The sequence below is a fragment of the Providencia sp. R33 genome, from assembly GCF_019343475.1.
Lineage (GTDB): Bacteria > Pseudomonadota > Gammaproteobacteria > Enterobacterales > Enterobacteriaceae > Providencia.
Map to the genome: position 1 here is coordinate 2,710,764 of NZ_CP072453.1, position 23,633 is coordinate 2,734,396.

Genomic DNA, 23,633 nt, shown 5'->3' on the forward strand with positions numbered 1-23,633 from the left:
AAACGACCTTAGTTAAAACGGTAATTACATTGCACCAAAAAGAGGCTGGTTCTTTTTCAGCACCCAAACGCGTCCATAATGGTTATAAAAACCTGCCATTTTGCCTGCGTCGTGACCTGTTCCGTGGTAAATATCAAAATGGTGCCCCTTAATCGCTCCCCCCACATCCAAGGCAACCATCATACGCATTTCGTATTGCCCCGTAAATTTACCATTGCCGTCTAAAACAGGTATTTCCGCCAGCAATGCAGTTCCTGCTGGAATCAACGTTTTATCTGACGCAACAGAAGCTTTTGCTATTAACGGCACTGCACTTGCACCTCTGACAGGTACAAAAGATTGTGGTTTGAAGAAAACAAACGATGGATTTTCCTCTAATAATTGACGAACTTCTTGCTCACTATGGCTATTTGTCCAATCATGGATAGCTTGTAGGGACATTTGGCTTAACGGTACCTCGCCACGGTCAACGAGGACCTTACCAATACTTTTATATGCGTGGCCATTTTTTCCCGCATAACTAAAGAAGTTCAGCGGGCTACCATCGCCAAAATCCACATAACCACTGCCTTGGACTTCCATCATAAAATTATCTACAGTAGAATTACTGTAAGCCAAAATGAGGTTATTGCTCAGAGCACCATTATAGATAGCCGCTCGACTAGGTAATCGTGATTTTCCTTTTGGTGGCATTCCATATAATGGATGGCGAAATTCCCCCTGAGGTGAGCGTCTTGCTTCAATAACGGGGGTGTAATACCCAGTAAATTGAACGTTACCGTAGTTATCAGCACCTTCCATTTGGAATGCTGATAAATTGTAACTGGCAAGTTCTGCTGGGTTTCCACCTGCCATTAACCAATTTTCAATCGCATGGTAGGTATCACGGTTGTTTTGGAACAAGCGTGGAGATGCTTTTTGAATCTCAACCACTTGCTGGTTAAAGTCAGGTGCATTTATTGGTTTTCCTTGAACATTTACCTGATTAACTTTTTGTAAATCTTCAACAAGCCGGCCATCTTTATATTGCTGGCCTTTATCCGTTGGGTGAGTTTGGCATCCTGCCAACAATGAAAAAAAGACGCCTGTGACTATCCACCTATTTACTGTCGACCATTTTTTCACCGATAGCATATTATTTACCTTTATTAATCCTAAATTCATGCTCCACCACCCAAATGCAACCCACAATCCAATATGAAACGCACAATAGCAAACCCCAAATGGGAATGAAACGTGTAAACATATTTAGTTAAATTATTTTTCTTTGCCACACCAATAAAGTTTAAAAAGTAGACATTCCGTGCGTATTTTGTTCTGTAGAATGCAAAAAGTGAAAAAAAAACACGAAAAAACTTGCATCAGATCTCATCCCGAGTATAGTGCCCGCTATCGGACGCGGGGTGGAGCAGCTTGGTAGCTCGTCGGGCTCATAACCCGAAGGTCGTTGGTTCAAATCCAGCCCCCGCAACCAATACTGATTTAATCAGTAAAGCAGTAAAAAAATCAAAATGTTGTAAAGAATTCAGTCGCGGGATGGAGCAGCTTGGTAGCTCGTCGGGCTCATAACCCGAAGGTCGTTGGTTCAAATCCAGCTCCCGCAACCAATTTTTTTACTTCTTCAGTCGCGGGGTGGAGCAGCTTGGTAGCTCGTCGGGCTCATAACCCGAAGGTCGTTGGTTCAAATCCAGCCCCCGCAACCAATTTTCTCCTCTGACACACCCACTCTCTCTCAAAATTATCAATCATCTATTTCGATTTTTACATATAAAAAAAGGCGACTCGCTTTTACTTATCACCTCTTTATTAATTATTCACAATAACTAATTGCGGATCGCTAACTCACCACCATTACGGAAGTAAGCTTTTACCCCTTCAAAGATAGACTCTGCCATCTGTTGTTGGAACTTAGCCGTCTTCAGTTTACGCTCTTCTTCTAAGTTACTGATAAACGCAGTTTCAACTAATATTGATGGAATTTCAGGCGCTTTGAGTACCGCGAACCCTGCTTGATCAACCTTATTTTTGTGTAATCGATTGACTCTACCCATACGTTTGAGCACTTCATCACCAAATTTCAAACTATCATTAATCGTCGCCGTCTGGACTAAATCTAGCATTGTGTGATCAAGATACACATCCCCGCTCTTACTCACACCACCAATTAAGTCAGCCTCATTCTGTGTTTGAGCAAGATAACGAGCCGTGTTGCTGGTTGCCCCTTTAGTCGATAATGCAAATACAGAGGAACCGTGTGCTGAACGGTTGGTAAATGCATCCGCATGAATAGATACAAATAAATCAGCCTGCATTTTACGCGCTTTTGCGACACGAACTTTAAGAGGGATAAATACATCCTCATTACGCGTCATATATGCACGCATTTTAGGATCTTTATCAATCAACGCTTTCAAGCGCCGTGCAATTTGCAAGACAACATCTTTTTCACGCGTTTTATATTTCCCTATTGCGCCAGGGTCTTCCCCACCATGTCCAGGGTCAATCATAATGATAATCGGGCGATCCGTCCCTGCTTTACCCGGTTTTTTCGCTTGTACAGGCATACTTTCTTCGAGGTCACCTTTATTGTAGTCCTCGAGTAATGCTAACAGTGGATCATCACTGGTATCCACACCTTTACCCGGATAGAAATCAAGGACTAAGCGGTGCTTAAATTCCCCAACAGGCGACATGGTAAAGAATTGCGGAGTCACTTTATTTTTCACTTCGAAAACAAGGCGTACGGTTTTAGGGTCAAATTGCCCCACCCTGACCAGTTTGAGGTAAGGGTCACGCGTTTGAATTTGAGTTCCCATCTGTTTAAGGACGTTATTTAACTGTACGCCCTCAAGGTCAACAACAATACGCTCAGGGTTATTTAGCACAAACTGGCGATACTTTAGCGGAACGCTTGATTCAAGCGTTACACGGGTATAACTCGATGCGGGCCAAATACGCACAGCGATCACGCTGCTATTCGCAGAAAAACCGAATGGGCTGACGCTCAGTAACATAACTGCGGCGGCGCCTTGAATAAAACGGCGCTTAGATGGGCTGTGATCTTGCTGACTCATCAATAATTCCGAACCTAGAACTGAAAAATAAAATGATTTTAGACTATAAGCCAATTATTTGGCCAGAAATAAGCACTCTAACGAATCATGTGCTCCCTGTCATTAATAATACACATTTATATTTAAAGATATGTAACCCATAAAAATATATTTGTTATTTTTTTATTCCATCTTTTACTTGATATTTTTCGCCAAAAAGAATAAAAATACATAATTAACGAATAAAAATTCACTTAAGAGGGTTGTTATGAAAGAGCGCAGCACCGAGTTGGTTGATGAGTTTCGCCATTCGGTACCTTATATAAACGCCCACCGCGGCAAAAATTTTATCATTATGCTTGGTGGTGAAGCGATTGCGCACGAAAATTTCCCAAGTATTGTCAATGATATAGGATTATTGCATAGCTTAGGGATCCGAATTATTGTGGTCTACGGCGCACGTCCGCAGATTGAAGATATTTTAGCTGAACACAAATACGATGCGGTTTACCACAAACATACCCGTGTGACTGATTCAAATACACTTGAATATGTTAAACAGGCATCTGGTGCGTTACAACTCGATATTACCGCTCGCTTGTCAATGAGCTTAAGCAACACACCATTGCAGGGTGCTCATATTAATGTGGTCAGTGGTAATTTTGTCATTGCACAACCACTTGGTGTTGATGATGGTGTTGATTACTGCCACAGTGGCAGAATCCGTCGTATAAACGAAGAGGCCATTAACAATCAATTAGATAATGGTTCTATTGTATTAATTGGCCCTGTTGCCGTTTCTGTGACAGGGGAAAGCTTTAATCTCACTTCAGAAGAAATTGCGACTCAGCTAGCCGTGAAAATGAAGGCCGAGAAGCTGATCGGATTCTGTTCCTCTCAAGGTGTCGCAGATAAAGATGGCAATATTTTATCTGAATTGTTCCCTAATGAGGCAGAGAATCGAATCCAAGAACTTGAATCTGAAGGGGATTACTACTCTGGAACTGTGCGTTTCTTGCGAGGTGCAGCGAAAGCTTGTCGCCGTGGAGTACGCCGTAGCCACCTGTTAAGTTACCAAGAAAATGGCTCTCTTATTCAAGAATTATTCTCTCGTGACGGTATCGGAACCCAAATCGTAATGGAAAGTTCTGAACAAATCCGCCGCGCGAATATCAATGATATTGGAGGCATTTTAGAGTTAATTCGCCCATTGGAGCAGCAAGGAATACTCGTTCGCCGCTCACGGGAACAACTCGAAATGGAAATCGATAAATTCACGATTATTGAACGGGACAATTTAGTGATAGCTTGTGCCGCCCTTTATCCATACCCTGAGGAAAAATTAGGGGAAATGGCTTGTGTCGCCGTTCATCCTGATTACCGCAGCTCTGCTCGCGGAGAAGAATTACTTCACCGTGTTGCAGTACAAGCAAAACAATTTGGCTTAGAAAAATTATTCGTGTTAACAACACGCAGTATCCACTGGTTTCAAGAACGTGGTTTTACCCCTGCGGAAATTGAAATGCTGCCATTGAAAAAACAGGCCTTATATAACTACCAGCGCCGCTCTAAAATTTTGATATTAGATCTAAAGAGCCAGTCTGATAAGTAGCGTTCTCTGTTTGAATAAAATAAGTGTTGGTTAGTGCAGTGTATGCCCTCAAATTACGAATGGATACCTAATTTGGGGGCATATTATTCATTGTTAATATCGACTTAATTACGCAATTTGTACAATTCTTGCTTTTTCACAAAGCGGATTGGCATCTAAATGTGGCTTTATTGCCGCTTCCATTTCAGCAAAAGAGCTTCCATAAAAGTAGAATGCTGTTTCGGTAGGGCCATCCCACACGCCATGAATACTACCGATATCTTCAACGGCTTCATCTAATACATCAAAAACGTCGTTAATGTCACCATTTTCATAAACTTCATCAGCAAGTTCAGTGCCATTAAAATAAACAGCTAAACCTTCGTGCTCACCAAAATCGATACGAACATCTTCACCATGAATAAATAAACGAGACCCTTTTGGCGCTAGCATTGAAGTAAATAGCTGGATGATCATGCTAATATTTTCATCACTTGCATCGGCAATGGCCAGTTCAATATCACATTCTTGTGCTTCACCATTATCAGCTAGTAGTGTGCCTCCACCCGTGACATGAATATCTTTATCCAGACTTTTCATGACTTCATCAAAAGCATCTTCTAAGTCTGCACGCCTAACAGGTTCTAGTCTCGCATTCAACGTAATGGTTACTGCGGTCATCTCTTGCTGGTTATCCATATCATTACCTTTAAATCATTATTATTAACAAGTTAAGTAATTTAATTTTCTAAACTATCACTTGTCATGGTTACACTAACTGTCTCGTCAGCCCACTACGACGCTTAGTTGGCGTTTCGATTGCTCGACGCAATACCTTCGGATTGCCATAAAGGGAAAGTTCTTTTTTTGCTCGAGTGATTGCGGTGTATACCAACTCTCGAGTAATAACAGGTGAATATAATTGGGGTAAAACGAATGCGGTATGAGTAAATTCCGAACCTTGAGATTTGTGAACCGTCATCACATAAGCCGTTTCATGTAAAGGAAGGCGATTTGGCTGGACGCCTCGAGTACTCCCGTCAGGAAATTGGAAATAAGCCCTAAGCGCACCTTCGTTGTCTGGCAAAATAATACCAATATCACCATTAAAAAGCCCTAATGGGCTATCATTACGACTGATCATGATAGGCCGACCCGCATAATGTTTATTCAAATGATTATAAGGTCGATTAATTAGTCCCTGCCGATGAAGTAGTTTCTCTAGCTTATCATTTAGCCCAATAACACCAAAAGGCCCTTCTCTAAGAGCAGCTAACAATCGATATTGATTAAACTTAGATAATATTTCTTCAGGGGTTTTATTTGCTTTTACAGCCAGTAAGTAATCTTCATAACAGGCTGATGCATCAAGTAAAATTTTCACATAATCATCTTCAGTTTCTTGTACATAATTATGCACATCCACTAATTCTTTGTTTAGCAGCTTTTGCGCTCGAGTGGAATTACCTTCATTAACAGCGAAAGCGAGTTGCCCAATACCCGACTGTGCCGAAAAACGATAACTTTTACGTAATAAGCACAGGCTATCACGGATAGCAGGCCCTTCGGCTGAAGAATATTCACCAAGTGAATAACCTGTAATTTCCGTTAATTGCTTCGCTCTTTCAGGACTGTAACCAATATCGGCAAACTGACAAATATCCCCCAGCACTGCCCCTGCCTCTACCGAGGCAAGTTGGTCTTTATCGCCAAGAAAAATCAATTTTGCCTGTTCAGGTAGCGCCTCAATTAGTTTTGCCATCATCGGTAAATCAACCATAGACGCTTCATCAATAATTAAGATATCTAACGACAACAAATTATTTCGATTAAAACGAAATTGCTGGCTTTCAGGTTGAGCCCCAAGTAATCGATGCAACGTTTTTGCTTGGTTTGGTAAAATTTCGCGCTCTTTTTCTGTCAATGGCATACTTTTCATCGCATTACCAAGTGACTCCGTTAGCCTTGCCGCAGCTTTCCCTGTTGGGGCCGCCAGCTCAATTTTTAACTGATGGTCATTTCGTGTTTCTAGTTTAATTAGAGCAGCCAGTATGCGAGCAACGGTCGTTGTTTTCCCCGTACCTGGCCCCCCTGAAATAATGGAAACTCGACTGGTTACAGCAACTGCAGCTGCAATTTTTTGCCAATCAACTTCGTTTGAAATAGGAAAAAGGCTGTCTAGCACAGATTGAATTGGTTGATTCTGGCTATTTTTTACTGATGTGTTAGAGAAAAAATACGCAACACACTGCTCATACTGCCACATACGTTGGAAATATAAATAATCTCCCGAAAGTAATAATGGGGAGAGACTATTTTCTGATGTTAAAGAGACTGCATGTGCATTTTGAACCGCTTGATACAATGTATTTTCATCAGGCAACCCCATGCTTTGCCAAAAATCATTTGCAAGTTCTTGGTGTCGCCCTGAAAATAGGTTTTCAAGTGTCACGTCAGATAATGCTAAACACACATGTCCTGTCATGGTTTCTGCACTCAAAAGGGCTGCAACTACCAATAAAATAGGGTTGTTTTCATCAGCAATACTGTAAGCAAATTGCACATCTAAAGGCGTGAAAATGCGCTCTTCAATCCCTCGATTAAAAAGAGATTTCATTAGCATGCCTCCTTATCGAGTGTATTGCTAAACAATTGGTCGAAACTTTGAATAAACGCTTCTACAGGCCGATAAAAGAAAATACCATTTTGTGAATTAACGTTGTCAATCCCTCTTAAGAAGAGATAATACACACCACCGAAATGTGTTTCGTAATCATAGCCAGGTAAACGCTGTTTTAAATAGCGATGTAGCGCCAAAGAATATAATTGATATTGCAAATCGTAACGATGGTCGATCATGGCTTCAGCCATCGCTTCTTGCGTATAGTGTGAAGCATCTTCACCAAGGTAATTCGATTTATAATCAAGTAAATAAAATTTTCCATTCCAATAGAATGTTAAATCGATAAATCCTTTTAAAATCCCCTGAACTTTTTCAAAGTTCAATGGCGGGCACAGCTTAGATAATGGGTCATATTTATGCGTTATGTTATCTACGCTTTTTGCATTAATAATGGCGTCAATGGGTAGATAAAACTGCATTTCATCTAGCTGATTTTGCGGCTGTAATGCAGATAAACAGAACCCGTCATCAGCAAGAGGCGCTTCTACGATTGCCTTTAACCATTCCTGCAACATTGGAGCCCATTCAATATCAAACCCTGAACTTTCGAGTTTTTCTGTTAACCAGTCGAGTGCAACAGGCTCACTAAAGCTAATCTCTTCCATCAATGTATGCAAAAAAGTTCCTGGGGAAGCACCTTTTGGAAATTGATGAGGCGTTAAAGTGTTAGCACTTTCATCTTCTTGTTGCTCGATATCAATGCTAGCCTCAACATCCATTTTAGGTGCCAATGAGCTTGCAAACTGCAATGGAGAGACTGTTTGCTCATCTTCTGAATGGCTTGCCCCATAACTCAGCCCTGAGTAGCTGGTTACTCGCCAGTGATCGTCAAAGTAGCGTGTTAGCTCCCTCGCCATTAAATCATCATGCGTTTCTTTATCGAGAATTAATCTTTCAGATTCAAGCTGATCAATAGAAATGACATCAATAATTTCGTTACTAATTTCATTTAACATGCTATTTAGCAGTAAATTATCACCGGCCTCTCCTTTTTGGATAACATAACCGAGTGCTGATAAATGCAAATCTGTTTCACCGCTCTTCTTTCTATTCCCCTTTATTAACGGAGCAATACCGACACTACAATGGTAAATCGCACGAGTTAATGCCACATATAATAAACGGAGATCTTCAGCTAAACGTTCTTCATCTGCTAAAGCAACAGTTTCATCACTGTCTTCTAAATCTAACCTCGTACCATAGTCATTTCGGTCATGATATAAACCTTTAGATTGCGGTAAGAAATTGCTGGCAAAAGGTAACCATACAATTTTATATTCAAGGCCTTTAGATTTATGGATTGTACTAATTTGAACAAGGTGTTTATCGCTTTCCAAGCGCATCTGCTGCGCGTCTGATTGATGGTCAGGATGAGCGATTTGTTGTGCTAACCAACGAGTTAGTGTGTGCTCACCTTCAAGTTGAAGTGACATTTCCTGCAATAGCTCGCCGATATGCATAACATCCATCAACCGCCTTTCACCATCGGTTGCAGATAATAATGTTTCAGCAATATGACGCTGTGACATTATCATTCTTAACATTGGCAATACGCCTCTCTTTTGCCAGACGGTAGAATAGCGAGAGAATTCATCGACGAGATCCTCCCATGCTTTTTCATCATGGTTAATCTCATCAATATCTTTAGCTGTTAGCCCTAAAATCCCTGTCGCAAGTGCGCTTCGTAGCACACGCTCTTTTTCAGGAGTCAACACAGCCTGTAGCAACCATAATAAATCCCTAGCCTCAGGGGTTGAAAATACACTCTCTCTATTTGATTGAAAAACCGAAGGAATATTTAACTGATTTAAGGCATCTCTAATTAATATTGCTTCACGGCGGCTACGCACCAGCACAGTAATATCTGAAGCTGCCACAAAAACCTGTTTTTCATTATTTTTAAAGTAAGTTTCACCATCTAGCCCGCCTTGAAGATATTGTGCAATTTGCGCTGCACACTGCCTCGCAATGGCTTGTTCATATTCAGATACGGAAACCGCTTCTGCATCTAACTGCCAAAAAGTGAGTGCTTTGACTTCATTACCTTTGTGGACCAGTTTTTTCCCTGCATTTTGTTGTGCAAAGTTAACAGGCTGGAATGGTATTTGTTCAAAAATAAAAGGTGATTGGCAATGGCTAAACACACGGTTTATGGCTTCAACCATACTTTGTGATGAGCGATAGTTAGTTTCTAATGTGTAGTGAGCACTAACTTCCTTTTTTGCTTCAATATAGGTAAAAATATCCGCGCCACGAAAAGCATAAATGGCTTGCTTCGGATCGCCGATAAATAAAAGTGCCGTATTATCAACACGTTGATAAATTCGCTGAAAAATACGGTATTGCTGTGCATCCGTATCTTGAAATTCATCAATCATCGCAACAGGAAAGCGCTGGCTAATCGCCTGTGCTAAAAACTTACCACCATCATGACTAAGAGCACGGTCTAAACGTGTTAAAAGGTCATCGAACCCCATCTCCCCACGGCGATGTTTTTCCTCCGCAATAGTTTGCCTAACTTCTGAAATCGCTAATGGGATAACAAGATCTTTCAACGTTAAGGACTGGGAAAGAAGCTCTTCTATTTTTTGGAAAACAGTGTGCTCTGGGCCTTGGCCACTTTTTGATTTTTCATGTAATACTGTTTGAGAAAAACGAACAAGATCTTTTGGAAAGTCATAATCTTGGGTTACTTCTTCTGCCCACTGACCAATTTTTATTAACCAACTAGGCAAAAAACGAGAACTGTAGCTTCGTTTATCAACATCAGAGTCTGTAATTAGCTTTTCGAAATCCCCTGCATTTTCTCGCCAAGAGGATTTCACTGATTCAATCACAGAAACTAAGCGTTGATGCCGTTCCTCCAATGACTCTTGAACCTTGGGCTGATTAATAATGAGCGGCATATCTCCTTGCAAGAAAGGCCTTATTTCAGCTAACAGAGCCTCAGGGCCATTCCATTCGGACTGCACGACTTTAGTCATTGAATAATCAAGCGGGTAAAAATGACGGCGCCAAAAATCTGCACAAGCCTGTTTTTGTATTGGGAATTCATCTTGTATCATTGTTTGCTCAAAGAGGACACCCGATTCAAATGCATTATGCACTAGCATCCTTTGGCAAAAACCATGAATAGTATAAATAGCAGCCTCATCCATTTGCCGTTCTGCAGCCAATAACCACTCTTCTGCAAATTTTAGTTGCTCCTCACCTGAAAGCTCACCAAGCAATTCCAGATACTCAGGTTGAGATTCAAACCCAACCCCATTTCTTAAGCAAACTAAACGCATTTCATGAATTCGCTGACGAATTCGGCCACGCAATTCATTCGTTGCCGCTTCGGTAAATGTCACTACGAGTATTTCTTCAACACTAAGCGGCCTAGGGAACGCATTTTCGCCCCCTAAACCTAATAAAAGCCGCAGATAAAGTATACCAATGGTGTATGTTTTTCCTGTCCCTGCCGAAGCTTCAATCAGTCTTTGTCCACTTAGAGGCAAAGAAAATACATTTAATAATTGGGACTCTACCTGCATTTTATTCACTCAGCATCTTCCTTTATTGGCAAAATCTTTTGTAACTCTGAAGCTGTTGGGTAAAACACCCAATTTTTCAGTTGAGCAAAACCAGACTTCTCGTCAACACCTTGACCAATAACTTGAGACGTTAACACTAGCCCTTTACGCTTAATGACTGCATTTTCATAATATTCAATAACTTGCTCTTTCGTTGTCGAACCTAAGGCTGACAACACTTTTTCACGAGTATCAAAACTAAAAATATTGCGCGAAAAGTCTGATGAATAGCGCCCAAGTTCTTCGTAGAATGTCTGCGGTGGCTGGTTCATTTCAGTGATAATTGATTGTTTATACTGATTAAACTCATCAACTGGTAGCTTTTTAAGTTTATCTAATGCCTGAGCATAAAATGCTTGATAGCGTGTGTTAAGGTAATCTGGCGTCTTAGCATTACTTTGTAGTAAAAAACCCATTCCCCACTGATCACCTAAGCCAGATTTAAATGCAAATACGGCATAACCTAACTGCTCATTCGTCCTTAATTGATCATAGAACCAGGGCTGAATCACCTTCGCTAAGATACCTGACAACACTGCGCCATCAATACGACTGTAACCATCTGGGATAAAGATTTCAGCAAGTGCGTTATCGGTACTATTTCCTTGTTTATGGAAGTCCGCTAAGTAGTTTTTATCAATAACGACCACATCGCCACGCCACCATTCAGTACCCTCACTTTTTAATAGCTTTTGAGCATCCTGAATTGTTTTGATACTTTGCGACTCGCTAATGTTACCGAAAACAAGTGCTTGTAATGCTGCGCTTTTCACTAATAACTGACGGTAGTTAGTTAGATCACTCCGTGATATTTTATCCAACTCAGCAAGGCGCTGCTCTTGTTCAAAGTAAGGGACGCTGTTAATACGCTCAAGAGGCTGCATTGCCAATTCATAAGCTTTTGCGTTATTTGCAACGGCGATTTGTTCCTTATACCAAGATTTTGCCTGTGCTAACTCTTGCTCTGTTGGCTCAAAGCTTAAATACAACTTAGTCATGGACAAAAAGAGCTCAGGTAAATGTTGGGTATAACCGCTGGCATTGAGCTGCAAGCCAATTCCCTGAGAAACGGAAACAGACATACCTGCAACCGATGCTTGATATTGCAGTTCATCCATTTTTAATGAAGAAATATATTGCAGCAATGCCCCTGTCACTTGGTCTTTCGCACTTTGGTCACCTTGTTTTGTACGCAAAGACAACGTGATGCTTGCTTTAGGTTCATCTGCAAAATATTGGCTTGGCATATATAACACCCGAGTATTTCCATTTTGATAAATAAACTCTGGGTGTTTATAGGCTTTTACAGATTTAATTAATGGTAGTTTATCCGCAATGTAAGGATTTAGTGTTGGTAATTTAAAGTGCATTTTTGACTCTAAACTATCCCAATCTTTAAACTGTTTTTGCGTGATTCGATCAACTTGATAAGGCGCTTCGACAAAATACGCTTTTTTATTGCTTGGTTCATCAGGGCTAATAAACCAAATTCGCGCATTTTCCGCTGTCAGCTCGGATAGACGTTGCTTAATGGCTGTTGGGTCATATTGATCCGCAATATAATCAGAATCAAGCACATGATTAACAGGAACGTCTATCATTTGGTCAGATAACCATTCGATGTAGTTCATATCCCTAACAACTGAACCATAACGGAAAGATAAGTTAAGCACTTTTGCAATTTCATCAAAGTAACTTTTGCTTATGCCATCATTTTTGATTAAATCAATATAAGAAAAGATAGCGGCAATAATCTGGTCACGCTCCTGCAGCCCTTTATCCGTTAAAGTGACATAGATTGAGAAAGAACCATAATTTCTGTCTGCATTTGGCGATGCTGATGCACTTATCCCTTCAGCTAAACCTTGTGAAATCAGCCAATCAGCTAATGTTCCAGGGCTACGATTTCCAAGTAAGTAACTAATATAACTATCACTTTTACTACGAAAATCCGCCATGTTATTTTTAATGCTAAACTCAATTTGAATCGCTTTTTGCGGCTGCGCTGGCACATAATGGATAATAATGCCTTTTTCTTTATCCGTAACCGCTTGAGTGCTAATGGCCGGAACACTAGCATTAAAATTAGGGATACGACCAAATGTTTCTTGTGCTATTTTGGCGAGGGAATCAATTGATTGATCACCATAAAGAACACCATTCATTAAATTAGATGAATAATAATGCTTATAAAAACCAACAAGTTCGTCTTGCAATTTACTGTTGGGCTTATCTTTTAACGTTTCTAAGTTACCACCAGAAAAACGAGAATTAGGGTGCTGCGGATTTAGTGTTTCAGAACGTACTTGCCAAATCCGCATTCCATCACGAGAACGTGCCATCGTTAGTTCCGCATTAACCGCATTACGTTCTCTATCTGCATTGATAGGATCTAATAACGGTTCTGCTAATGCATCAGCTAATCTGTCAGTCGCTTCTTTTAATGCCCCATTCTCCACCTCAAAATAGTACGCTGTGCGATGGGGTGCTGTACTCGCATTATGACTACCTCCATGTTTTTGTAAAAACTCAGAGAAGCTGCTTGGTTCTGGGTATTTTTTAGAACCCATCAATACCATATGCTCTAAATAGTGAGCTAACCCTAGCTGACTATCTGGGTTTTCAATACTACCTACAGGTATAGACACAGCTGCCAATGATTTTGTAGCTTTGGCATCAGATACTAATAAAACCGTCATATCGTTATTTAGCTTTATTGCCTTATACTCGCGAGGGTCACTCTCACTCTTATTAATCGTCTCAGGTAATAATTGCCATAGCGGTTGCGCTGCAATAGCACTCCCACACCCTAATATTATGAATAATAAGAATAGCTGGGCGATTTTTTTGGATAAATATTGCATCCTGTAATGCACTCCCGTTATTTTAAATATTTAGTCATTGGCTGTAAAAAACGCTGTGTATTCTGTAACAGCGATTGAATCATTGTACTATTCAAGTTTCTACAAGCCCTCAATACATAATCATCTTCCATCTCGCCTTTTTTCATCGAACTTCCTTGAAGACCCTGAATTAAGGCTGATAACGCTTTTTGTTGGCTTTCTTCTGAAGTAAAATCATATTGCTTCGTTTTTTTATCAAAACATGCATTTAGCCAACTCCAACCACTTTGATTTAAAAGAATTAATGGGGAGTTTAGCCCTTCACAATAACCTTTTATTAAGCTTTTTAAGTAACCTAATGCATCATCTTTTTCAATGGATGAAAACTGCCAAATACTGTTATCACGCCCCAATGCAACACTTTCCCCTTCACCAACTTGAGCATTAAAAAAAAGATGCTCAATCCATAACTGAATTCCATCATTCGCAGTTAGATAAGCTGGCCGATAACGTAATATGCCTGTTTCGTGTACATTCTTAAGCTGCCCTGTAATTTTTATGCCTTCAATTTCACACTCTATTGGATAATCAAATAGTTGAACCTCATAATCTTTTATTTTTTCCGCTAATGGAACAATCTCATTCAGTTGTTGCTCCCAAAAAAGCTGACCAAATTGCTTTGCAGGCAATTGCCCCGATGCTTTAAGCGCATGATAAAAAGGATCAGGGCTTTCTTCTTTGACAAGCAAATCTAAAATTTGATCATTAATTTTATAGCGTTGTAACCGCCCAAGAATAAAAGGCTCTTCCTCAGGAAGCTCAGTTTCTTCAATTGAGAAATGTACTTTCAGACGTTGCTGGAAAAATGCACGAATAGGATGACGATAAAAACGTAAGAGCTGCTCTAGCGAAATATGTGTAATTTTTTCTTCTGGATCTTTAAGAATTGAGCAAAAAGGGGTTTCTACGCTTCCTGTAGTCTTAGCGGCAGGTAACCACTCTTTAGCAAAACTTTGATAGGGAGTGTGAGGAATATAGTTTTCTTTCGCAAAAGGAACTCGGCTGTGCTGAGTCACTAAATGGGATTGTAACTGTTTGGCACTGTCATCAATATTGAGTAACTCACCGCCTTCCAAGCAGAAGCTTTGGCAAATGTAATCAAGTAATTCCGTCACTAAGACAGATGGATTACATGGTTGATTATCGCGTATTGAAAGCCCAATATAGCTAATATAGAGCTGTTTAGTTGCTGAATTGAGCGCCTCTAGGAAGAGATAACGGTCATCATCTCGACGCTTTCTATCCCCTCTCGCTGGTTTTTCTACCATCAAATCAAAGCCTAACGGCGGAATACTTCGTGGGTAAGCACCATCGTTCATTCCCAGCAAACACACCACCTTGAATGGAACAGAACGCATTGGCATCAGTGTACAAAAGTTAACTGCTCCCGCTAAAAAGCGTTGGCTAATTTTTTCATCATCAAAGCGTACTGAAAGTTCGTCTCTTATCAAACGAAGTGGAATAGATTCTTCATAACCTGATCCCATAGCATTTTCGATGATTTGGTGCCACTGTTCGGTTAAAAGAGCCAAAACCAGTTCTGTTTCACTATCAACTATAAAGCAGCTATCAATAAGTTGCTGACAGAGTTCTTTCCACTCATCAAGTGGTCGTTCTTGCTCTAATATTGTACGCCACTCTCTTAATGTATTAATTAATAAAGCCAATTTCCCTGCTAGCTGAGCTGCCAAACCACTACATTCATCGTAAGGTAAAATACCATTCCATGGGCCATTTCGACTATCCATGGCATAACCTAATAACATTCGGCTCAAACCAAATTGCCACGTATTTTGCCCTATAACAGGTAAAGCAAATGAGCGGACATTGTCATCGTCGAGCCCCCAGCGGATCCCTGATTCATTCACCCAACGTCGTAGCAAACTTAATTCACTTTCGTCTATCCCAAAACGCTGAGATAAAGCCTTAACCTCCAGTAAACTAAGCACTTGTTCTGTAGAAAATCGGCTTTGAGGTAAATCTAGCAACGTGATAAACGCTTGCAAAATTGGATGGGCTTGTAATGCTTTCCTGTCAGAAATAGAAAAAGGAATATAATGTGAAGATGCTGTATTCCCAAAAACAGCTTGGATATAGGGGGCGTAACTGTCTATATCTGCCACCATAACAATCACATCTCTTGGTGTTAATGATGGGTCTTCTTCAAAGATAGACAGCAGATGGTCTTGTAACACTTCGACTTCACGCTGGGCGCTATGACACAAATGGAACGAAATAGAATCATCCCCTTTATGTATTAGTCCCTTTCCTTCGCTTGTTACATAGTTTTCTAGTGTCGTACCAAGCTGTGCGTGATTTTCAAGATCTAAAATATCTTGCTGGATATTTTCTAGCAGGCTTGATCTACTTGTATCAACATAAGCAAAAATTTCATTCGCTGTATCAATTTGAGAAATAAAATATAAATTATCTCGCCCCAATTTTCCCCACGAAGCTAACAATGGATTAACAATATCCTGCTCACCATCATCATTAAATAGATGGGGTACATGTTCTTCAATTTTGAAACGTGATATCTCATGTTTATCAAGATAATGTCGTAATTTTCTTTGTTGTAACTTAGCTAAGAAAGAGGCACTTTGAATATCCCCCCAATAATAACGACAAGGGTTTGTAAACATTAAATGGATGTCAGTGTGTTCCGAAATTGCATTCAATGCTTGAAGATAAACAGGCGGCAATGATGAGATTCCGCAAATAAAAATACGTTTAGGAAGCATTTTTCCTAAAGAAGGTGTGCTTTTCAGCTTACCAATAAAATTGTCATATAAATTAGCACGGTGCCAAGGTGATTGGTTTAATTCATTTGAGTATTCAACAAGGCATAGCCACAGCCTTTTTTGCCATAGCTGATTGGCACTAAGCCCTTCTATTAATTCATTTTTTTGCCATTTTTCAATCCATTGAGGCCGATAGACTAGATATTGGTCAAATAGGTCTGCAACCCTGCCCGCAAGCTGATGAAGTTTTCGTTTATCTGTATCATGCTGTAGATAATGTCTTAATGGTTCGAATTCTTCATCATCAATAACCTTGGGTAAAATTATCATTAACTTCCATGTCATTGCTTGTTTGGTATACGCACTTTCTTTCGGTATATCAGGTAGCACACGCCTAAACATGTCCCATATAAATGTAGCTGGTAACGGGTAGTTAATATTTGCTGCAACCCCAAATTGTTTTGCGAGTTCAATCTGTAACCACTGGGACATTCCTGGGCTCTGCACTAAGATGATTTCTTGCTCAAAAGGATGAGATAAAGGTTCATTTTTCATTAAATGAGCAATGAGCTCTTTTAACAAATCTAATTGGTTAGAATGATAGACTTGAAACATTGCGCTCTCCTATTGAGCAATACCAACGGCTAAGCGAAAGCCGTTGCCTAGGAATAAGTAATGAAACCATCAACTCAGTGCAAAACTCCGCTGGATAGCGGTGGCTTTGTTCAATCTTCCCAACAGAGTATCGCAAATCTGTATCAATGAAAGAGCTTTCCGTCTTTGAAATTCTATCAGCAGGTAGGCCTTGCTTTTCTAATACACTATGCAATTCTCTGACAACCATTGAACTTCTATATAATTGATTAAAATTCAATACGATATATTGTGTATAGTTTAGCAAAGCTATAAGCAAGATGGCAAAAACTACCATAGCAATCATTGATTCTATTAATGCAAACCCTTGTTGATGTATTTTCACAAACAAAATCCTTTTTGTTTAACTGGGCAATAATCTAACCAACCATTCTTATGAGGAATGATTTTCTGTTTCAGTGCATCCCACTCAACCCGCTGATACACTTTGATATCTAAGCCATCTTTATAAGGGCTTTGACCCGATAAAATAGAAATTGAACGACTATAAGGTTTTAAGCAACTTGTCCAAGTTTGTGTTGCATTCTGCTGGCAAATCCATTTTTTCTTTTTATTCGTTTCCCAAGATAATGTTAGCCCCCATGCCAGCGCCGATTCAGCCCGATTAAACTCAAGAAAGTATTTAGTTTCTTTATGCCACTCATCTTGTGCATGTCTTTGAAAAAAATGAAGAGAGCTAATTAATAACAAGCCCATTGTCATTAAAACAACTGTCATTACTAAAGCAATATTACCTCTTTGGTAGTCCATTTTTACCATTATAAATTCCTAATTTTTACGGTAATTCGATAATCAAAGACCTGTCTAGGTAATAACCGTGTTTCTACACTCATGACAACGTCAAGCAGTTGAATATCCATGAGCCAATTAAAGGATAATTTTTTTACTGTAACTAATTCTGCATCAAATAATGACTGCCAGCGTGTTCCGCTACAATCCCTAACATTTCGGTTTGACTCTAACTTCCCATTATTTAACCGATAACCAAAGTAATCCGTTTCTGTTGTTTTAGACTTAACATCAACCCATTTACCTGATAAATCTTGGTCATAGGCAAAAATGATACAAGTATTTCTTCCCTCACTGAACGATTTAGCACTAATCATTATTGCCTCTCCAAGACAGCTAGAAGAGCTACAATAGCCAATTCGCCTAAAATCCTTTTCCATATTTAGTAAAACTTGCCTGACTTCCCTGTTTAACTGATATTGAAAATACGCTCGATAAGCTTCCTTAAAGATTGAAGGAATACTACTCATCACAGCAACACAAATAAGGCTACTTATCGCCATCGCAATCAACATTTCAATTAAGGTAAATCCCCTTTGTTTTTCCCTGCTTAAGCAACTTTGAGGGTTCAACATTTAGGTACCCCTGCCACACTGTGATGTGAACAAGTTCTAACCCGCCCTAAAGCAGACATATAAATAGAAATGGCACTATCGTTATTCTTTAGCTGAAAACTAAATGCGCGGCTAGTTCCTTGCTTCCCATATAACTCAATTGAAGTTCGCGTTGATTTAGCAAGTTCGATACCCTGAAATTTATCAGACGTGATTCTCCCTATTTCTTGGCGAGTATTAACATCTTTGATGGACATCCACCAACCAGCTTTCCCTATATTTACGAAAAGAGTTTGATGCCGATTTAGATAAATGCCTTCTTTTACATGATGGTAAATAAACTCAGACAGTTGCCTCGCTGTATCAATAAGTCTTTGTTGTTCAATGTATTTACCCCAGTAATGCAAACCTGAAAAAACAGTTAAAGAACAAATAAATAACACAACTAAAATCTCTATCAATGTGAAACCTAATTGAGTCTGTTTCAGCTCGATTTTCATAAATATTCTCCATACGTGAACAGAAGAAAATCTCGCTTAAAAAAAACGATATAACGAGTAAATGATTTGTCGTTTACAAAGCGCTTCCCAAAAGAATGTATATGCCCTAGATGCATTCAAATCAATTTGCGAAGCGCTTCGCAAAACAATTGAGGAAGCAAAAAAATGTACTGTTTTCTGACTCATGGGATAACAAAATAAAACACATCAGAAAGTGCGGAGAACCAAAGGAGGGAAAATATGTATTCGAAAATTGAACCTATGGTGGCCCTAGGTCTAAAGCCACCATAGCAAAGAAAGGGGATTGCTAGCTAAACAGTAAAGGGATATTTGATAGCTTCATGACATTGATACCCATCAAGCGTGAAGTCATCAGTGGTTACCCAAGTTTCTATATCTTCTAACGTTTTAATTTCTGGATTAATTGTCAATGAAGGAGAAGAAAATGGTTCACGTTTTAATTGCACATCTCTCATCAACGGTAACTGGTTTTCATAAATATGTGCATTTACAATCTTATGATAGGCCTTACCTGCTTTATGGCCCGTGATGCGTGCCATCAATGCAAGTAAAACAAAACATTGTACTTGATTGAAATTCAAACCGAGCGGAACATCACAACTGCGCTGATATGATGTTAGATGCAGTGTATCGCCTAATAGTGAAAATGTATGAGTGTGCATACAAGGACGCAAGCACCCCATTTCAAATTCACCTGGGTTATAGAAAGTGATAATTTCCGCGCGGTCATCAATACCATTTTTTAGGTTATTAACAACTTTCTGAAGTTGATCAAGATGAGTGCCATCTGGGCGTTGCCATGAGCGGCCTTGAACACCATAAACACGGCCCATATCATCCTCACCCTTTCGATGAGGATTATTCAGCCAAGCTTGGTTTTCATTCGCATTTGCGTTCCAAGTGTTGCAACCAATTTCACGAAATTGTGCTGCATTATCATAACCGCGCAAGTAACCGAGTAGCTCTGCAATCGCTGCTTTATAAAAGCTTTTACGAGTCGTAATCAAGGGGAATTGATTATTACCAACATCATATTCAAGATCGGCATTGATAATGGTTAAACAACGAACGCCTGTGCGTTTGTTTTCAACCCATTGCCCTTCATCAATGATACGTTGACATAAATCTAGATACGGCTTCATAGTGGCTCTCTTATTCAAAAATAACTTAACTGGTAAGCTTAGTACTAAATACGTTATCTTCTGTGAAATTGTTGTACTTAAAATACTAAGCTAACCACAATAACAAGGCTAGCTAACTACCTTTAGGCTCTTTTTCTGGCTTATGAGCAGGAACATTTTTACCGTACTTATATGCCCATACAATCATTAAAACACCAATGATTATCATAGGTATAGATAAAATTTGCCCCATACTGATGCCACCAAACAACCCAAGTTGTGCATCTGGCTGTCTAAAGAACTCAACGATAATTCTAAATGCACCATAACCGATTAAAAATAGCCCTGAGACACTGCCCATTGGCCTTGGTTTACGGACAAATAAGTTAAGAATGAGGAATAAAACAATACCTTCTAAGAACATTTCATACAGCTGCGATGGGTGCCTTGGTAACACACCATATTGCTCGAGGATCGGCAGTAAAGAAGGATCTTGAGCCGCTAATTGGATATCTTCGCTGCGTGAATGTGGGAACAAGAAAGCCCAAGGTGTATCAAGGGTGACACGCCCCCACAACTCGCCATTAATAAAGTTACCGATACGCCCCATTCCCAAACCAAACGGAATCAATGGAGCCACAAAATCAGAAACTTGAAGAAAACGACGACGAGTACGATGTGCAAACCACATCATGGCACAAATGACACCAATTAAGCCGCCATGGAAAGACATACCGCCATCCCATACCTTAAAGAGATAAAGCGGGTCATCGAGGAAAACAGGGAGATTATAGAAAAATACGTAGCCAAGACGGCCACCTACAAAAACACCAACAAAACCAACATACAGCAGGTTTTCAACTTCATTTTTTGTCCAGCCGCTATTTGGTTTTGCAGCACGGCGTCCCGCTAACCATAACGCAAAAACAAAGCCAACAAGGTACATAAAACCATACCAGTGCAGCGATACTGGCCCAATTGAGAACATAACAGGATCAATTTCCGGAAATGCTAAGTAACTGTTACTCATCGTTCCCCACTTTTAATGATTAAGCCAACTGTTGGCTGACTATAAAATATTCAATACACTTCAATTTATTTGAAGAGCGCAAAAGCATACAACAAAAAGCATAGTGACTTATACTTGAATATAATCACTTTAACCTAATTTAACCGAAAATGAGCAAAAACAAGGGTGCTAAATACCACCGCGCACAAAACCACCTAAATGATGAATTTCCATAAAATGGCTAGCTTCTTTTCGAACGCTTTCACACGTTTCAGCCATTAATAATTTATCAACTAAATCAGGCATTAACACAGGATCAAGCTGGCGAATAAGGTATTTCATCCTCGGAACACTCCGCCCACTCATACTTAAAGAGCGGTAACCAAGGGCAATTAATATCATAGCACTGAGAGGCTGGCCTGCCATCTCACCGCACACACTAACGGGGAGCCCCAAGCGATGGCACTCCTCACTAACCTTCGCAAGAAAGCGAATGACAGCAGGATGGAGATTATCATATAGCGCAGCGACATGTGTATTGTTGCGGTCAACCGCAAGTAAATATTGTGTAAAGTCATTGGTACCAATAGAGATAAAATCGACACGTTTTTTTATTTCTGGTAATAAGAATAGCAATGAAGGTACTTCAAGCATGACCCCCACTTGCGGCATTTTTACGGGTTGCCCAATCAACTGACTCACTTCTTCTTTTGCTCTGTTTATTAATGAGATAGCTTCATCTACCTCATTAATACTGGTCACCATCGGCAAAAGAATACGTAAGTTGCCAGATAATGCATTAGCCCGTAACATCGCCCTTAATTGAATTAAAAAAATCTCAGGCTGATCAAGCATAATGCGGATCCCTCGCCAGCCTAGGCTTGGGTTTTCTTCGCTAATAGGCATATAGGGAAGCTGTTTATCTGCCCCAATATCAAGAGTACGTAACACCACGGGCTTTGTTGGAAATAACTGTAAAACTTCTTTATATAACTGTTTTTGTTCATCTTCCGAAGGAAAACCATTATGTAGCATAAACGGCAGTTCAGTGCGATATAACCCAACACCATCAACCCCAGTGTTAATTTGCTGTTCGTAACGCGGGCTCAGCCCTGCATTTAGGTGGATTTGTATCTGCTCACCACCTATTAAGGTCGCATCTTGATCTAAGGTTCCTTCAGCCAAACGACTAATAACGTTTTCTTCTTCAATTATCTGCTGATATTCTTGAATAATTAGGTTTTCAGGCTCGATAAATACTTCACCGCGATAACCATCTAAAATCAAATGTCGGTTATGCAGTAAAGACGGTTCAATGTCCGCCCCCATAATGGCAGGAATGCCCATTGCTCGGATTAATATTGCCGAATGAGAATGTGTTGCACCATCACGTACAATGACGCCTGCGAGTTGCTCCATAGGCAGCTCAGCAAGCACACTGGCACTGAGTTCATCAGCCACTAAAATAAAGCGATCGGGCCACTGTTCATTCGCCGTTAACGAGTCATCAAGATGAAATAATAGACGTTGACCTAACGCTTTAAGATCTGTGCCCCGCTCTCTTAAATAGAGGTCACGTAGGCGAGAGAACTGCTCAACATAGTTTTCAATAACCGTTTTCACCGCCCATTCAGCGGCAGCACCATCATCAATGGCAGCAAATAAATGTTTTTTAAGTTGAGGATCGCTAAGCAGGTGATTATAAAGATCAAAGATTGCGGCGCTTTCTTTCGCAGAACTCGCCATAAAACGTTTACTGATCCGCCGGCATTCTGCTGTCGCACTTTCTAAGGCGGTAATTAAACGTTGCTTTTCACTATCGATATCAATGGCACTGGTTTGGCTGATGCTATCAAAAGAAGGTTGCGAGTTATCTTGCCAACCATAGGCCATTGAAATTCCCTGAGAAACAGGGATAGCTTTAATTCTATTTTGCCGATATTGCCCAAAAATCCCTTTGGCTTGTGCTTGCGATAAAATCACAGCGAGTTGCATCGACAGTGTCACCATAAAAGATTCTTCTGTCTCATTAAACAGGCGTTTTTCACGCTGCTGAACAACAAGCACACCTAATAATTGGCGCCGATAAACAATGGGAACACCAAGAAAGGCTTTAAGCTGCTCTTCTTTTAATTGAGGAAGGTATTTGTATTGAGGGTGTTCACGGGCATCAGCGAGGTTTAGCATTTCAGATTGGCGCCCTACCGCGCCAACAACACCTTCATCAAAGCCAAGACGAATAGCAATCCCGCTAGGTTTTTTTAACCCGCGGGTTGCCATTAAGTAATAGCATTGGCGAGGATGATCAGCTAAGTAAATCGAACACACATCAGTTCGCATTGCTTTGCAGGTTTCATCCACCAACACGTCGAGCGCATCAGTCAAACTTGTCGCCATCGCAACTTTTTCGACAATTTCACGTAGACGCATCAACATAGG

General features: G+C 40.1%; 15 protein-coding genes and 3 tRNA genes. 4 read left to right on the forward strand and 14 right to left on the reverse strand.

Translation table 11 applies throughout. The features are described 5' to 3' along the window. Positions 1-24 precede the first annotated feature (24 nt). Positions 25-1,134: a murein transglycosylase A gene (gene mltA, locus J6836_RS12760; RefSeq protein ID WP_219244408.1), complete on the reverse strand. Its 1,110-nt coding sequence runs from the start codon at positions 1,132-1,134 to the stop codon at positions 25-27. Between the two features lie 263 nt (positions 1,135-1,397). Here mltA and J6836_RS12765 point away from each other — a divergent pair. The 3 genes from J6836_RS12765 (at position 1,398) to J6836_RS12775 (ending at position 1,703) form a co-directional block, all read left to right on the forward strand. Continuing rightward, positions 1,398-1,474, forward strand: a tRNA-Met gene (locus tag J6836_RS12765). A gap of 56 nt (positions 1,475-1,530) precedes the next feature. Then, a tRNA-Met gene (locus J6836_RS12770) sits at positions 1,531-1,607 on the forward strand. A gap of 19 nt (positions 1,608-1,626) precedes the next feature. After that, a tRNA-Met gene (locus tag J6836_RS12775) sits at positions 1,627-1,703 on the forward strand. Positions 1,704-1,823: 120 nt separating this feature from the next. On the opposite strand, the gene amiC is transcribed toward J6836_RS12775, so the two are convergent. After that, on the reverse strand, positions 1,824-3,074 hold the full coding sequence (gene amiC, locus J6836_RS12780; RefSeq protein ID WP_219244409.1) for an N-acetylmuramoyl-L-alanine amidase AmiC: 1,251 nt from the start codon (positions 3,072-3,074) through the stop codon (positions 1,824-1,826). Between the two features lie 247 nt (positions 3,075-3,321). Between amiC and argA the strand changes: the two genes are divergently transcribed. Continuing rightward, on the forward strand, positions 3,322-4,665 hold the full coding sequence (gene argA / locus J6836_RS12785) for an amino-acid N-acetyltransferase (RefSeq protein WP_219244410.1): 1,344 nt from the start codon (positions 3,322-3,324) through the stop codon (positions 4,663-4,665). Between the two features lie 108 nt (positions 4,666-4,773). Here the strand turns inward: argA and J6836_RS12790 are convergent, their stop codons facing one another. The 12 genes from J6836_RS12790 to ptsP all read right to left on the reverse strand — a co-directional run bounded on the left by J6836_RS12790 (position 4,774) and on the right by ptsP (position 23,630). Continuing rightward, positions 4,774-5,343, reverse strand: a complete 570-nt coding sequence (locus J6836_RS12790) for a hypothetical protein (RefSeq protein WP_219244411.1) — start codon at positions 5,341-5,343, stop codon at positions 4,774-4,776. A 70-nt stretch (positions 5,344-5,413) separates the two neighbouring features. Beyond that, positions 5,414-7,261 (reverse strand): exodeoxyribonuclease V subunit alpha, encoded by a 1,848-nt coding sequence (gene recD, locus J6836_RS12795; RefSeq protein WP_219244412.1) that lies wholly within the window; start codon positions 7,259-7,261, stop codon positions 5,414-5,416. After that, positions 7,261-10,863: an exodeoxyribonuclease V subunit beta gene (gene recB, locus J6836_RS12800; protein ID WP_425299743.1), complete on the reverse strand. Its 3,603-nt coding sequence runs from the start codon at positions 10,861-10,863 to the stop codon at positions 7,261-7,263. The genes recD and recB overlap by 1 nt, the downstream gene beginning before the upstream one ends. A 5-nt stretch (positions 10,864-10,868) precedes the next feature. Then, the gene (gene ptrA / locus J6836_RS12805) at positions 10,869-13,766 is read right to left on the reverse strand and encodes a pitrilysin (RefSeq protein ID WP_219244414.1); all 2,898 of its coding nucleotides are present in this window, start codon (positions 13,764-13,766) and stop codon (positions 10,869-10,871) included. A gap of 17 nt (positions 13,767-13,783) precedes the next feature. Then, positions 13,784-17,161 (reverse strand): exodeoxyribonuclease V subunit gamma, encoded by a 3,378-nt coding sequence (gene recC / locus J6836_RS12810; protein WP_219244415.1) that lies wholly within the window; start codon positions 17,159-17,161, stop codon positions 13,784-13,786. Continuing rightward, positions 17,139-17,525, reverse strand: a complete 387-nt coding sequence (locus J6836_RS12815) for a type IV pilus modification PilV family protein (RefSeq protein ID WP_219244416.1) — start codon at positions 17,523-17,525, stop codon at positions 17,139-17,141. Before J6836_RS12815 ends, recC begins: the two co-directional genes overlap by 23 nt. Further along, positions 17,522-17,959: a YgdB family protein gene (locus tag J6836_RS12820; RefSeq protein ID WP_219244417.1), complete on the reverse strand. Its 438-nt coding sequence runs from the start codon at positions 17,957-17,959 to the stop codon at positions 17,522-17,524. Before J6836_RS12820 ends, J6836_RS12815 begins: the two co-directional genes overlap by 4 nt. Continuing rightward, positions 17,959-18,564, reverse strand: a complete 606-nt coding sequence (locus J6836_RS12825) for a prepilin peptidase-dependent protein (protein WP_219244418.1) — start codon at positions 18,562-18,564, stop codon at positions 17,959-17,961. Before J6836_RS12825 ends, J6836_RS12820 begins: the two co-directional genes overlap by 1 nt. After that, the gene (locus J6836_RS12830) at positions 18,558-19,043 is read right to left on the reverse strand and encodes a prepilin-type N-terminal cleavage/methylation domain-containing protein (protein WP_219244419.1); all 486 of its coding nucleotides are present in this window, start codon (positions 19,041-19,043) and stop codon (positions 18,558-18,560) included. Before J6836_RS12830 ends, J6836_RS12825 begins: the two co-directional genes overlap by 7 nt. Before the next feature lie 311 nt (positions 19,044-19,354). Further along, on the reverse strand, positions 19,355-20,206 hold the full coding sequence (locus tag J6836_RS12835) for a thymidylate synthase (RefSeq protein ID WP_219244420.1): 852 nt from the start codon (positions 20,204-20,206) through the stop codon (positions 19,355-19,357). Positions 20,207-20,318: 112 nt separating this feature from the next. Then, positions 20,319-21,215 (reverse strand): prolipoprotein diacylglyceryl transferase, encoded by an 897-nt coding sequence (lgt, locus tag J6836_RS12840; RefSeq protein ID WP_219244421.1) that lies wholly within the window; start codon positions 21,213-21,215, stop codon positions 20,319-20,321. Positions 21,216-21,383: 168 nt separating this feature from the next. Then, entirely contained in the window at positions 21,384-23,630 is a 2,247-nt protein-coding gene (gene ptsP, locus J6836_RS12845; RefSeq protein ID WP_219244422.1) for a phosphoenolpyruvate--protein phosphotransferase, read from the reverse strand. Positions 23,631-23,633: the final 3 nt, after the last annotated feature.

Coding starts and splice junctions, on each gene's coding strand:
- J6836_RS12830 (WP_219244419.1), bottom strand. CDS start 19,043: ATGAAAATCGAGCTGAAACAGACTCAATTAGGTTTCACATTGATAGAG.
- J6836_RS12790 (WP_219244411.1), bottom strand. CDS start 5,343: ATGGATAACCAGCAAGAGATGACCGCAGTAACCATTACGTTGAATGCG.
- recD (WP_219244412.1), bottom strand. CDS start 7,261: ATGAAATCTCTTTTTAATCGAGGGATTGAAGAGCGCATTTTCACGCCT.
- recC (WP_219244415.1), bottom strand. CDS start 17,161: ATGTTTCAAGTCTATCATTCTAACCAATTAGATTTGTTAAAAGAGCTC.
- J6836_RS12825 (WP_219244418.1), bottom strand. CDS start 18,564: ATGTTGAACCCTCAAAGTTGCTTAAGCAGGGAAAAACAAAGGGGATTT.
- argA (WP_219244410.1), top strand. CDS start 3,322: ATGAAAGAGCGCAGCACCGAGTTGGTTGATGAGTTTCGCCATTCGGTA.
- J6836_RS12820 (WP_219244417.1), bottom strand. CDS start 17,959: ATGGTAAAAATGGACTACCAAAGAGGTAATATTGCTTTAGTAATGACA.
- ptsP (WP_219244422.1), bottom strand. CDS start 23,630: ATGTTGATGCGTCTACGTGAAATTGTCGAAAAAGTTGCGATGGCGACA.
- amiC (WP_219244409.1), bottom strand. CDS start 3,074: ATGAGTCAGCAAGATCACAGCCCATCTAAGCGCCGTTTTATTCAAGGC.
- mltA (WP_219244408.1), bottom strand. CDS start 1,134: ATGCTATCGGTGAAAAAATGGTCGACAGTAAATAGGTGGATAGTCACA.
- recB (WP_425299743.1), bottom strand. CDS start 10,863: ATGCAGGTAGAGTCCCAATTATTAAATGTATTTTCTTTGCCTCTAAGT.
- ptrA (WP_219244414.1), bottom strand. CDS start 13,766: ATGCAATATTTATCCAAAAAAATCGCCCAGCTATTCTTATTATTCATA.
- J6836_RS12835 (WP_219244420.1), bottom strand. CDS start 20,206: ATGAAGCCGTATCTAGATTTATGTCAACGTATCATTGATGAAGGGCAA.
- lgt (WP_219244421.1), bottom strand. CDS start 21,215: ATGAGTAACAGTTACTTAGCATTTCCGGAAATTGATCCTGTTATGTTC.